Annotated in this window: 12 protein-coding genes; 9 read left to right on the top strand and 3 right to left on the bottom strand. The window is 63.1% G+C overall.

All coding sequences use genetic code 11. The features are described from left to right. The first annotated feature begins 5 nt into the window (after window positions 1-5). The 7 genes from ACYVHK_RS02685 (at window position 6) to ACYVHK_RS02655 (ending at window position 7,601) form a co-directional block, all read left to right on the top strand. On the top strand, window positions 6-491 hold the full coding sequence (locus ACYVHK_RS02685) for a CheW domain-containing protein (RefSeq protein WP_460527329.1): 486 nt from the start codon (window positions 6-8) through the stop codon (window positions 489-491). A gap of 28 nt (window positions 492-519) precedes the next feature. Further along, window positions 520-2,235, top strand: coding sequence for a methyl-accepting chemotaxis protein (locus tag ACYVHK_RS02680; RefSeq protein ID WP_460527327.1), 1,716 nt, complete (start codon window positions 520-522; stop codon window positions 2,233-2,235). A 1-nt stretch (window position 2,236) separates the two neighbouring features. Continuing rightward, window positions 2,237-3,124 carry a CheR family methyltransferase gene (locus tag ACYVHK_RS02675; protein WP_460527325.1) on the top strand — a complete coding sequence of 296 codons (888 nt, stop codon included), beginning with the start codon at window positions 2,237-2,239 and terminating at the stop codon, window positions 3,122-3,124. Next, window positions 3,121-3,765 (top strand): chemoreceptor glutamine deamidase CheD, encoded by a 645-nt coding sequence (gene cheD / locus ACYVHK_RS02670; RefSeq protein WP_460527323.1) that lies wholly within the window; start codon window positions 3,121-3,123, stop codon window positions 3,763-3,765. Before ACYVHK_RS02675 ends, cheD begins: the two co-directional genes overlap by 4 nt. After that, window positions 3,762-4,820: a protein-glutamate methylesterase/protein-glutamine glutaminase gene (locus ACYVHK_RS02665; RefSeq protein ID WP_460527321.1), complete on the top strand. Its 1,059-nt coding sequence runs from the start codon at window positions 3,762-3,764 to the stop codon at window positions 4,818-4,820. The genes cheD and ACYVHK_RS02665 overlap by 4 nt, the downstream gene beginning before the upstream one ends. Window positions 4,821-4,928: 108 nt before the next feature. After that, the gene (locus ACYVHK_RS02660) at window positions 4,929-6,209 is read left to right on the top strand and encodes an SLC5/6 family protein (protein ID WP_460527319.1); all 1,281 of its coding nucleotides are present in this window, start codon (window positions 4,929-4,931) and stop codon (window positions 6,207-6,209) included. A gap of 258 nt (window positions 6,210-6,467) precedes the next feature. After that, entirely contained in the window at window positions 6,468-7,601 is a 1,134-nt protein-coding gene (locus tag ACYVHK_RS02655) for a PQQ-dependent sugar dehydrogenase (protein ID WP_460527317.1), read from the top strand. An 18-nt stretch (window positions 7,602-7,619) separates the two neighbouring features. On the opposite strand, the gene ACYVHK_RS02650 is transcribed toward ACYVHK_RS02655, so the two are convergent. The 3 genes from ACYVHK_RS02650 to ACYVHK_RS02640 all read right to left on the bottom strand — a co-directional run bounded on the left by ACYVHK_RS02650 (window position 7,620) and on the right by ACYVHK_RS02640 (window position 9,876). Further along, the gene (locus ACYVHK_RS02650; RefSeq protein ID WP_460527315.1) at window positions 7,620-7,841 is read right to left on the bottom strand and encodes a hypothetical protein; all 222 of its coding nucleotides are present in this window, start codon (window positions 7,839-7,841) and stop codon (window positions 7,620-7,622) included. A 96-nt stretch (window positions 7,842-7,937) separates the two neighbouring features. After that, complete coding sequence (locus tag ACYVHK_RS02645) at window positions 7,938-9,050, bottom strand: winged helix DNA-binding domain-containing protein (protein ID WP_460527313.1); 1,113 nt, start codon at window positions 9,048-9,050, stop codon at window positions 7,938-7,940. Between the two features lies 1 nt (window position 9,051). Continuing rightward, window positions 9,052-9,876: a hypothetical protein gene (locus ACYVHK_RS02640; RefSeq protein ID WP_460527311.1), complete on the bottom strand. Its 825-nt coding sequence runs from the start codon at window positions 9,874-9,876 to the stop codon at window positions 9,052-9,054. A 248-nt stretch (window positions 9,877-10,124) separates the two neighbouring features. Between ACYVHK_RS02640 and ACYVHK_RS02635 the strand changes: the two genes are divergently transcribed. After that, window positions 10,125-10,799 (top strand): hypothetical protein, encoded by a 675-nt coding sequence (locus ACYVHK_RS02635; protein WP_460527309.1) that lies wholly within the window; start codon window positions 10,125-10,127, stop codon window positions 10,797-10,799. A gap of 95 nt (window positions 10,800-10,894) precedes the next feature. Beyond that, window positions 10,895-11,989: an AsmA family protein gene (locus tag ACYVHK_RS02630; protein ID WP_460527307.1), complete on the top strand. Its 1,095-nt coding sequence runs from the start codon at window positions 10,895-10,897 to the stop codon at window positions 11,987-11,989. Window positions 11,990-12,057 lie beyond the last annotated feature (68 nt).

The following is a 12,057-nucleotide window of genomic DNA, read 5'->3' as shown; positions in this document are numbered from 1 at the left end:
CAGGCATGGAATTCAATACCGGCAGCAACGTGGAAAGCCGCGAGCACCTGGTCTTTACCCTGGGTGCCGAGGAGTACGCGATCGATATCCTCAAGGTTCAGGAAATCCGCGGCTACGAGCCTCCGACGCGCATCGCCAACACGCCGCCCTTCATCCTTGGCGTGATCAACCTGCGCGGCGCCATCGTTCCCATCATCGACCTGCGGGTGAAGTTTGCCATGGGCGAGCCCAGCTACACCGAGTTCACCGTCGTGATCATCCTCAACCTTGCCGGGCGAGTCACCGGTGCCGTGGTCGACGGCGTATCGGACGTGATCGCGCTGACCGACAACATCGTCAAACCCACGCCGGAGTTCGGCGCGGCGGTAGATACCGCCTACATCGTGGGTCTGGCACCGGTGGAAGAACGGATGTTGATCCTCGTCGATATCGAAAGACTCATGACGAGCCGAGATATGGAATTGGTCGCCGACCTGGCAGATGCAGCGTGAGCCTGAATAGCTGAAAGGGGTAGGGAATATGAAGAACTGGAAAATTGGCGTGCGTCTGGGCGCGGGCTTCGGGTTCGTCCTGGTGCTGATGGTAATCATGCTGGTAGTCAGCTTCAGTCGGATGCAGTCCTTGTCCGACAATATGGATCAGATGGTGAATCATCGAGCCAAGCGACTCAAGCAAGCCAATGACTTGATCGACACTGTCAACAAGCGTGCTATCGCCAGCCGGGACATCATTTCGATTACCGACGCAGCGGGAATCCGGGCGCAGAAAAGCGCCTACGAAAAATCGCTCACGGACTTCCGAGATTTGACTGATAAATTAGCCCAAACCTCTAAAAGTGAATCATCCAAACAATTTTTGGCCAGGGTGAAACAGATCAATGATGAAACGCTAAGTACCACCAAACCAGCAATGGACTTAGCAGAAGTAAATACTGAAGAGAGTAACAAAAAAGCCATGGATATCCTGATATCCAGCGCCAAACCTCTCCAGGACAAGATGATTGCGGAGGTAAATGACTTCATCGTCAGTCAAGAGGAGCAGATGAATCAGGAATACCAGCAATCGGTGAAGGATTATGAAGTAGCTCGTAACACGCTATTGGCGCTGGCCGTGGCAGCATTGGCATTGGGCGCTTTTGCCGGATGGTGGATAACACGTTCGGTGGTCAATCCGGTGCGTCTTGCTGTACGAATCGCGGAGGGCGTTGCAGGTGGAGATTTGACTCAAAAGATCGAGACGGACCGGAATGATGAAACCGGGCAATTGATCAAGGCACTCAAGGCGATGAACGACGGGCTGCTCCAGATCGTCGGCGATATTCGGACCAGCGTGGAAACCATCAATACGGCATCGCAAGAGATTGCCGCCGGGAATATCGACCTCTCGCAGCGCACCGAAGAACAGGCCGCCAGCCTTGAAGAGACTGCCGCCAGTATGGAAGAGCTGACCTCGACGGTGAAACAGAACGCCGAGAATGCCCGTGAGGCCAACCGCCTGGCCGAAGGTGCCAGTACCATCGCCCAGAAGGGTGGAGAGGCTGTTGGCCAAGTAGTAACCACCATGGCCGAGATCAACGATTCTTCCAAGAAGATCGTCGACATCATCGGCGTGATAGATGGCATCGCCTTCCAGACCAATATCCTGGCACTCAATGCCGCCGTTGAAGCAGCCCGGGCCGGAGAACAGGGGCGCGGCTTTGCGGTGGTCGCCGGGGAGGTACGCAGCCTGGCGCAACGCTCCGCCGCGGCGGCCAAGGAGATCAAGTCGCTGATCAGCGACTCGGTGGACCGCGTCACCGCAGGTACCGCCCAGGTAGACCGTGCCGGGATCACCATGGAAGAGGTGGTCGGCAGCATTCGCAAGGTCACCAGCATCATGGGGGATATCTCCAACGCATCGGCGGAGCAGAGTTCCGGTATTGAGCAGGTGAACACAGCCGTCACCCAGATGGACGAAGTGACCCAACAAAACGCGGCACTGGTGGAGGAAGCCGCCGCCGCGGCCGGTTCGCTGCAAGACCAGGCCAGCTTGTTGATGGAGGCCGTCAACCGCTTCAAGCTGGACCAAGGTACTAGCAGAGCCCTTGCCGCGCCTCGCCCTGTCGTCCGGCCCGCCATCAAGCACACCACAAAACCCGCCGGCAAGGTCAGCAAGGCTAGCCACCCTGCGGTCAGCAAACCCGCCTCATCAACCCCTGCCAACAAGGGTGAAGATGACGACTGGTCGGAATTCTGAGTTGGCCCGCCCGGCGGATACCGATCAGGAAGACTCACCCCGCATCGTCAGTGCTGCCCGGGACTTTGCCTATTCGGGTACTGACTTCCAGCTCGCCCGCGAGATGATCCGCGAGCGGGCTGGCGTCGCGCTGGCCGACTGCAAGCAGCACATGGTCTACAACCGCCTCTCCAAGCGTGTACGGGCTCTGGGCCTCCCCAGCATCACCGCCTATCTCACCCTGCTGCGCAAGGATGCGATGCATCCAGAGTGGGAGGATTTCACCAGCGCGCTGACCACGCACCTGACCGCCTTCTATCGCGAGCCCCATCATTTCGAGCAATTGGCCGACCTGCTGCAGCAGCGACAGGACAAAGCCGAACCGGTTCGCATCTGGTGCGCCGCCGCCTCCACCGGCGAGGAACCCTACACGATCGCCATGACCGTGGTGGAGACCTATGGCCGCTACAATCCACCGGTCGAGATCATCGCGACCGATATCGATACCCGTGCCCTTGCCCATGCCGAGCAAGGCATCTATTCGCTCGAGCGTATCGCCAAGCTGCCACGGGATCGGGTACGGCAGTTCTTCCAGCGCGGCATCGGCAAGCGCCATGGCTATGTGCGCGTACGGCCCGAGCTCAAGCAACTGCTGCACTTTCTGCCCTGCAATCTGCTGGATGCCCGCTGGCCCATCGCCGGGCATTTCGACTTCATCTTCTGCCGCAACGTGCTGATCTATTTTGAACGCGACGACCAATACAAGCTCACCAGCCGCCTGGTCAGTCACCTCAAACCCAGGGGCGTGCTGTTCCTGGGGCATTCGGAAAACCCCCAGGGTAGCGGCTTGGCCCTGGAGACCGTGGGCAAGACGGCCTATCGCGCCAAGCGCGCGGGGGGACGACAGTGAGCGCGCAACGTCATGAAAAGCCCGCGCCCAATCGCTACTTCGACAAGCACTTCGAGCGAGAGGCGGCCAAGATCCTGCCGGGCGAGTACTACGCCACCGGCAAGGGCACGCTGCTGGTGACGGTGCTCGGCTCCTGCGTGGCCGTTTGCCTGCGCGATCGTATCCACGGCATCGCCGGCCTGAATCACTTCATGCTACCGGACGGTCGGGGCGACGCCCCCGCGCATCCACTGATCGGCCTGCCGACGCGTTATGGCGCCTACGCGATGGAAGCCCTGCTCAACGACATGCTCAAGCTCGGTGCCGAGCGGCGCTATGTGGAAGCCAAGGTGTTCGGCGGCGGTGATGTCCTGCACGGCATGGGGGCCGTGAACATCGGCCGGCGCAATGCCGAGTTCATCCAGCGCTACCTGCACGACGAGGGCATCCCGCTGATCGCAGAGGACCTGCTGGGCCAGTTCCCGCGCAAGGTCTATTTCTTTGGCGACAGCGGCAAGGTCATGGTCAAGCGGCTGCATCTGCTGCACAACGACACCATCCTGCAGCGCGAAATGGAATACCGCACCCATCTGCAACGCGACAATATCGAGGGCAGCGTCGAGCTGTTCCAGCCACCGGACCAGGAGGAGGCTGCATCATGAAGAAGGTGATCCGCGTGGTCGTGGTGGACGACTCCCCCATGATGCGCAAGCTCCTGACCGAGATCATCAACAATGAGTCGGACATGGAGGTCGTCGGTGCCGCGCCCGACCCGCTGGCGGCGCGCGAGCTGATCCGTACGCTGTCGCCCGATGCGATCACGCTCGATATCGAGATGCCCAAGATGAACGGGCTGGATTTCCTCGACAAGCTGATGCGGCTCAAGCCTACCCCGGTCATCATGATCTCCACCCTGACCGACGCTGGCTCCGATACCGCCCTGCGGGCCATGGAGCTGGGCGCTGTCGATTGCGTGGCCAAACCGCGCATGGACCTGCAGCGCGGCCTGCGCGATGCAGGTGAGGAGATTGTCGAAAAACTGCGTATGGCAGCGTCTGCCCGCATCAGCCAGCCAAGGCCTCGGCCAGCCACGCCAAACCAGCGTGCCACTCCCTCTGCCGGTGGCAGCATCAGCAGCACTGCATTGCATACCCGACTGATCGCCATCGGGGCCTCGACCGGCGGCACGCAGGCCCTGCAGACCCTGCTGCTGGGGCTGCCGGCGGAGATGCCGCCCATCGTCGTGGTCCAGCACATGCCGCCCGCCTTCACCCTGCCCTTCGCCCGTCGGCTGGATGGTATCTGCGCACTCAATATCAAGGAGGCCGAGCACGGCGAGCGGCTGCGACCCGGCAATGTGTATATCGCTCCCGGTGACTACCACCTCTCGCTGGAGCGCGAGACCGGCCACCTGAGCTGCCGGCTGCTGGCCACCGAGCGGGTCAACCGGCACCGGCCGGCGGTCGACGTGCTGTTCGAAGCCGTGGCGCGGCTCGCCGGCAAGCGTGCCATCGGCGTCATGCTCACCGGCATGGGGGCCGACGGCGCGCAAGGCATGCTGGCCATGAAGCAGGCCGGCGCCTACAACCTAGCCCAGGATGAAGATAGCTGTGTCGTATTCGGCATGCCCAAGGAAGCCATTCGGGCTGGTGGCGTCGACGAAGTCCTGCCCCTGGATACCATCGCCCAGAGTCTGTTGCGGCAACTCCGCGATTAACCATCCTCGCCATGCGATAGCTTTTTCATATTGCATTGAGAATTATTATTGATTAGATAAATGTTAGTGCACTAGCTAACATGGGCTCATCGTTACCGGGAGTCCACCATGAGCCAGTTGATCCTTGCCGTCTCCGGCAGCCAGCATCTGCAAGGCGACCGAGCCACCATCCGTTCCCTGCGTGGCCTGGTCGGCCCCGGCCTACTGGTGGCCGTCGGCTATATGGATCCGGGCAACTGGGCGACCGATATCGCCGGTGGCGCTGGCTTCGGCTACGGACTGCTGCCGGTTGTACTGCTGGCCAGCCTGTTGGCAGTCGGCTTCCAGTTGCTGGTCGTTCGCCTGACCCTGGCCACTGGCGAAGACCTTGCCACCCTGACCCGCCGCCACCTGCCCAAGCCATTGGCCGTGCTGTCTTGGCTGGCCGGTGAAGCCGCTATCCTCGCCACGGCGCTGGCTGAACTGGTCGGTGGTGCCGCCGCGCTACGGCTGCTGTTTGGTCTGCCGATTGCCTTTGGCGTCGGCATCACCGCGCTCGGTACCGTGGCCGTGCTATCGTTGGCCAAATTGCGGCACGGTGGCCATGAAACCCTGATCCACGGCCTGGTCGGGCTCGTAGCCCTGTCCTTCCTGCTGCTCCTGATCCAGGTCGCGCCCGATGCCCGCGCCGTAGTCGGCGGCATGGGCCAGGTCGGCACTGCCCTGCGGGATACCTCAGGGCTGATGATCGCGCTGGGCATACTGGGTGCCACGCTGATGCCGCACAATCTCTACCTGCACTCGGGTGAGCTGGCCAAGCGCGCCCAGGATGTACCGGTCGTGCAACGCCAGGTCGCTTACCGCTTTGCCCGCAACGACACGGTGATATCGCTGATCCTCGCCATGGCCGTCAACGCCGCGATCCTGATTGTTGCCGCCACCTCGTTGTCGGGCGCGGAAGGCGTCTCCAGCCTGGATGGTGCGTACACCGCGATGCGCGAACACCTCGGCATCGGCGCCGCGCTGATCTTCGCCTTGGCGCTCTACGCCGCAGGCCAGAGCTCGGCGATCACCGGCGTCATGGCGGGCCAGGTACTGAGCAAGGGCTTTGAGCGTGTCGCTGCCTCCAACCAGCAGCGCGGCGTGTTGACCCGCTTTGCGGCGGTAGCCCTCGCCATCGCCCTGATCACCGTTCGTGGCAGCGACAGCCCCGACGGCCTGCTGGTCTGGAGCCAGGTGGTACTGGGTGTCGCCCTGCCCTTCGCCTTGGTACCGCTGGTAATGCTGGTCTCCCGCCGAGAGATCGCCGGTCGCTTTGCCCTGGGCACGTTGGGCAAGACGCTGGCCGGCGGCGCCACCGCCATCATCATCGGCCTCAACCTCTATCTGATCGTGGCTTCGTTCGGCTAAGGAGGCCCTGCAAAAGTCCGAAACATGAAACTTCAACTCACCGCCCGGCCCAGCCGGGCGCTAACCGGCAGCGGAAAATCAACCACTTCTCGCTGGTTTATCCCACGCCCCCCGCCCTCGCCGCCGCGAGGGAGCCTCTTCCAGGCTCAAAAGTGGACTTGTTCAGCGCTTCCCCGAGCCGACGTCAGCCGCAAAGGGGTGCGGCAGATAGCGGGTCATGCTTAAATCCCGTGACCCGCTACCCGACCCGAGGCCGACATGACCCTACCCCTGTACTGCCGTCCGCTGCTGGCGATCAGCCTGCTGTCCAGCTCCCTGCCTGCGCTTGCCGACAAGCTGCCGCTTGACAAGCTGCGCCTGCCAGCAGGATTCCAGATCGAGGTACTGACCGATCAGGTACCCAACGCCCGCGCCATGACACTGGGCCGCTACGCGGACGGGCGCGGCGTGCTGTATGTGGGGAGTATGGGCGCGGGCAAAGTCTATGCAGTCGAACTGGCGGATGGCCAGGCCAGGCAGGTTCGGACCATCGCCAGCGGTTTGCAGATGCCGGTCGGTGTAGCTTACAAGGACGGCAGTCTCTATGTCTCGGCGGTCTCCAGGATCCTGCGGCTGGATAAAATCGACGACAAGCTGGCCAACCCGCCATCGCCTGCGCTCGTCACCGACCGCTTTCCGACCGAGACCCACCATGGCTGGAAGTACATCGCCTTCGGACCTGATGGCTGGCTGTATGTGCCGGTCGGCGCACCCTGCAATATCTGCAAGTCGGACGAGACCCAGTACGCCAACATCCAGCGCATGAAGCCCGATGGCAGCGCGGTCGAAGTCGTGGCTCGCGGCGTGCGTAACACGGTCGGATTTGACTGGCAGCCGGGGGATCGGAGCCTCTGGTTCACCGACAACGGCCGCGACATGCTGGGTGACGACATCCCCAACGACGAACTCAACCACGCGACCAAAAGCGGCCAGCACTTTGGCTATCCCTTTTGTCATCAGGGCGACACGCCGGATCCTGAATTTGGCAGCCAGGGACGCTGTAGCGACTTTGTCCCGCCGGTGGTCAAGCTAGGTGCGCATGTGGCCTCGCTGGGCATGCGCTTTTATACCGGCCAGCAGTTCCCGGCTGCGTATCGCAACAATATCTTCATCGCCGAGCATGGCTCGTGGAACCGCAGCAAGAAGAGCGGCTATCGGGTGGTCAGGGTTGCGCTGGACGCCAAGGGCCGTGCCACCAGCCAGGAAACCTTCATCGATGGCTGGCTGCAGCAGGAAGACGGCAAGGAAAAGGTCTGGGGGCGTCCGGTGGATGTGCTGAACATGCCGGACGGTACGCTGCTGATCAGCGACGATCTGGCCGGCGCCATCTACCGGGTGAAGTACACCGGCTAGCAAGCCGGGGCACCCGGCTCAGGCGTTGCCACCGGTGAAGGCCAGCGTCTGCAGCACGCGGGTGCCGCTCTGGTTCAGGGCCATCAGTGCTCCCTGCTCGGTGACCAGCACATGGGGTTCGTCTTCGGCAATCGGCTGGACCGTGGGGTTGTAGACATACCAGCCGTCCTCGCGCTGGGCCACGGTAACCGGCGCCATGGGCATGCCTGCCTGGATGGCGGTGACAAAATCGGGATACATCAAGACACTCACAATGCAGGTGATGCCTGGAAACAGGCAGCTATTGCCTGATAGATGGGCGCGATCACCCTATGTTTCAAGCGGGTGGACACCGCGCTAGGTCAGCGCAGCGTTGAATTCGACCGTATGGCGCGGGATGTCGGGCAGGAAATTGCGCAGAAAGCGCTCAGCCTCGGCGGCCAGTTCGGCCTTACTGCTTGGCGTCAATGGCCGGAACGGACTGATCTCGACCGTTGCCAGGCCGGTCAGCCGTACGAGCCGCCAGGTCCCCAGGACGAACCCATCGACCAGTATCGTGGCACGGAACAGGCCGTTGGGCGTCGCGACGCGCAGACGGTCCTGCACCGACACCACCCGCTCACGGTTGGCGTAGGCGATCAGCACATTGTCAAAATCCGCCAACAGGCGAGCCGGCACCGGCTGGTCCGGCTCCGGCAAGGGGGCGTCCGGAAGGTCGTACAGAACAGTGCCCGTATCGTCCTGAAAGGTCCGCCAGCCGGGAGCCAGCGTCGCCACGACCCGGGCCAGCCCGGTCAGGCCGCACCAGGCGGTCATGTCCTTGATGCTGGCGGGCCCGAAGGCCGCGAGATAACGCTGCAGCAGGGATGGGACCGAGGCCGCAGCCGACAGGGGTTGTGCCAGCCACTGCTCGGCCAGTGCCAGTCTGGGTGGGGTATGGATATCCCAGGTGCCGGAGGGCGGAATCTGCACCAGGGGCAAGACATGCAGGTACTGCGCCAGTGCCTTGGCATCGTGCCGCGGCCAGCGTGGCGCCAATGCCTGGGCCAGCTCACTGCCGTTCATTGCCCGTTCGGCGAGCAAGGCGCGGCCGGTCGCCAACAACTCAGAACGGTCCGCGCCTTCCAGCTGGCGACCAAAGGCCCCCTGCAGGCCCCGCTCAATCACCGGCTGCATCGCCGGGCGCAGGCTCAGATAATCGGTCGCGGAGACCAGGTGCAAGGTGCCGCGCAGGCTGGTCGCGCGCACCAGCGCCCTTGCTTCCAGCAGGTCGGTCAGTTGGCAGGGTTGAAAGTCCGGCAGGCGGGTCCATAGCCCGATATAGGGCGGATTGGTCGCCTGCGCCTGCAGGCCGACCAGTTGCTCTACCAGCTCGACCACCCCTTGCTGGCAAGGGGCAAGCAAATGCTGCCGTGCCAGCATGGCCCGGTTCAGCGCACGCCGGCTCAGAACGGGCAGGTCGGCCGCCATGCTACTCGTCAGCCAGGCCCAGCCAGACCTTGCACAGGGTATACCCCTCCCGCATCACCGCGACCTGCAGGTTCTCGGCAAGGGCCTCGATATCCGCCACGAAGGCGGCAAGTTCCGGTGCCGGATTGGCAGGCAGGGTCGCCATCGCGCCCTGGTCCAGCAACTGTTCCAGTTGCAGGGAGGCCTCGTCGCGCAGATAGCCCAGCAGGGCTTCGGCCGCGCCGGGCTCATCCGGGATATCGTCCAGGCGGCTCCGCACCTCACGCATCAGCTGATCCAGCTTGGCAAACAGGGTGGCGAAACCACTGAAGGCCGCCACGCCATCGACCAGCTGTGCCAGGGGCGCCATCGCGAGCTCGAACTCGCGCATCGCCGCGGCAGGCACTTGCAGCGTGGCAGGCAGGCCGGAAACCACCACGGCCTCCGCGCGGGCACCAGCATTCCCGGCAGGGAGTGCAGCTTCGCCCGACATCGTGATCGGTCCGACCTTGAACTCCTGTGCAACACCGCCCTCATCCCAGATGCCGGAGAAATAGTTCGCACCATCTGCTGCCGGCTTGATCTGGCCGGTCAAGCCGAAGCTGACCACCTGGTTGAAGTGTTCTGCCGATCCCTTGGGCGGAAACACGGTGTACTCGCCCTCAATCGATTGCACACCACTGCGCAGCGCCAGTTCGAACTGGCCCTCGTAGTGACCTTCGTCGTCGGTGGCGCCCGAATAGTGCACGCGCAGTGCCTCGTTTTCGTAGCGGACTTTGTCGGCTTGGCAATGCACATCTTCCCAATCCGGGCTGTTGGAAACCCAGATCAACTCAACTTGCTTCATGGTCTGTCTCTTGCCGGTTGCAATGCCCCATAGGATAGCCTTTCCTGCCCTTCCTCACCCAGCAAGGACGCTGCCCGGCGTGCTCAATCCACCGGAACTCGCCCAGCCTGGACAGGTCAAAGCAGCGTCGTCCTCTCCACACGTCGGGGACGGCATGTCCCGCTGCACTGTCCTCACAAGGGAGAGTCCGCATCAAGCCCGCACAGGCCGGGGACAGCGAGGGGGTAGAGACGCGACGGAGCGATGTCATGGATTTCGCACGGACGCAGCACGACCTCCGCAAACGCCTGCTCGGCATCGGCACGGCCACGTTGTTGCACCTTGTCATGGTGTACGCCCTGATCACCGGGACCGCCCAACGCCTGGTCGCACTGGCCCACGCTCCGGTACAGGCCGAAATCATCGAAGAAGAACTGCCACCGCCACCACCACTGGAAGTGATACCACCACCCCAGTTCAAGGTGCCGCCACCGCCCTCCTATATCGCGCCGCCCGAGATCAAGGTCGCCCCCTCACCGGTGACCACGACGATCACGGCAGTCACCACCAGCCTGCCCGAAACCCCCTTGCCAATGACGCCCTCCCCGCCGCCCGTCGTCATGCCCGTGGCGCCACCGGCCGTCGTTGCGAGCCCGGTGACCAGCCAGGTCGGCGTGGCCTGCGCCAACTATGAAGGGGTCAAGGAAGGGCTCGGTGACCGTTTCTCGCTGGTGGCCGAGGTCGAGGGCATCCAGTCGGCAGAGGTCGTGCTACTGATGACGGTAGGACCCAATGGCGAAGCGCAGCAGGTCACGATCAAGTCAGCCAGCAACCTGGCCGTTGGCCGCCTGGCGGCCAAGGCCGCACCCAAGCTGCGCTGCAAGGGCCAAGGGCGGGTGGTGCAGCTGGTGGTGCCGTTCTCCTTCAAGCTGGTCAACGACTAGCGAGCTACCGCGTTCGTACAGGCATCCCACGACTAATACCGGTGGATGGTCCGCTCTATAATGCGCGCACTCCTTCCCGCTGTTGAAAGCCCGGTTTGAAGAAACTCGCCCTCTATGCCGCCTCGGCCCTCGTCGTTCTCACGCTGCTGGGCATGCTAGGCGTTCATTTCGCTGCCAAGGCACTCAAGGATCAGGTCGTCGCCGCGCTTGGTACAGACAGCGAGGTAGGTGACATCAGCCTGGGACTGTCGGCTGTCGTGGTGCGCGACCTGAGTATCCGTGCGCCGAATGGCTGGCCCGCCAAGGAAACGCTGCATGCCAGTCAGATCCGTATCGAACCCGATCTGCGGGCGCTGGTGTCGTCTGAACTGCGCATACGCCGCATTGAGGTTGAAGGCGCTTACCTGTCGGTGCTGCGGCCGGCCCGAGGCCCCATGCGCCTCTTGCCCAGCCTACTGGAGCGCCCTACCCAGGCCGCGGCCGACCCCAGCACGGACAAGCCAGGCACCAAGCTGGATATTGGCGAAGTGGTGCTCAAGGATGCCGTGCTGGAGTTCTATGATGCCAGTATCGCCAAGCCTGCCCACAAGCTGCGGCTGGAGCAGGTTGAGGCGTCGGTCCGCGACTTGGCCTTGCCCAACCTCACGAGCCGCACTGAAATTTCCCTGCACGGCGTGGTCAAGGGGGTGCATGGCGACGGGACGCTGGCCATCAACGGCTGGAGCGAGCTGGCGAGCAAGGAATCCGAACTTCATACCCGCCTGCAGCAGGTCGACCTGCTGGCGCTGAAGCCCTATCTGATCAAGGCGGCCGATACCGGCATCCGCAATGGCAAGCTCGACCTTGCGATCGACTCCACTGTGCACGACAAGCGCCTGCATGCCCCTGGACAGCTCAAGCTGGTTGACCTGGAGCTGGAGGCGCGCGGTGGGGTCATGGGTTCGATCATGGGGCTGCCGCGCAGTGCTGTCGTGTCGGCACTCAAGGACCGGCAGGGCGTGATCGACCTGCGCTTTACGCTGGATGGCAACCTGAACGATCCGAAATTCTCCCTCAACGAGCAGTTGGCCATGCGCATCGGTGCAGGTCTGGCAAGCAGCCTGGGCGTGAGCGTGGAGGGCCTGGCCCGCGGCGTGGGCAATACCGCCGGCAGCCTGACCGAAGGCGTGAAGAAGCTGTTTGGTAAGTAGGTCGCCTGCCGATCGGGTGGCGGCCATTGCCGAGAAGCACGGGGGTCAGGGCTGAAAAAGCCGGATAA

The organism is Chitinimonas naiadis (genome assembly GCF_054780835.1).
This window is presented reverse-complemented; position numbering and strand designations above follow the sequence as displayed.

Excerpts from the sequence above, each read along its gene's own strand:
- ACYVHK_RS02685 (WP_460527329.1), top strand. The coding sequence starts at position 6 with ATGGAATTCAATACCGGCAGCAACGTGGAAAGCCGCGAGCACCTGGTC.
- ACYVHK_RS02645 (WP_460527313.1), bottom strand. The coding sequence starts at position 9,050 with ATGGCGGCCGACCTGCCCGTTCTGAGCCGGCGTGCGCTGAACCGGGCC.
- ACYVHK_RS02635 (WP_460527309.1), top strand. The coding sequence starts at position 10,125 with ATGGATTTCGCACGGACGCAGCACGACCTCCGCAAACGCCTGCTCGGC.
- ACYVHK_RS02660 (WP_460527319.1), top strand. The coding sequence starts at position 4,929 with ATGAGCCAGTTGATCCTTGCCGTCTCCGGCAGCCAGCATCTGCAAGGC.
- ACYVHK_RS02640 (WP_460527311.1), bottom strand. The coding sequence starts at position 9,876 with ATGAAGCAAGTTGAGTTGATCTGGGTTTCCAACAGCCCGGATTGGGAA.
- ACYVHK_RS02655 (WP_460527317.1), top strand. The coding sequence starts at position 6,468 with ATGACCCTACCCCTGTACTGCCGTCCGCTGCTGGCGATCAGCCTGCTG.
- ACYVHK_RS02680 (WP_460527327.1), top strand. The coding sequence starts at position 520 with ATGAAGAACTGGAAAATTGGCGTGCGTCTGGGCGCGGGCTTCGGGTTC.
- ACYVHK_RS02650 (WP_460527315.1), bottom strand. The coding sequence starts at position 7,841 with ATGTATCCCGATTTTGTCACCGCCATCCAGGCAGGCATGCCCATGGCG.
- ACYVHK_RS02665 (WP_460527321.1), top strand. The coding sequence starts at position 3,762 with ATGAAGAAGGTGATCCGCGTGGTCGTGGTGGACGACTCCCCCATGATG.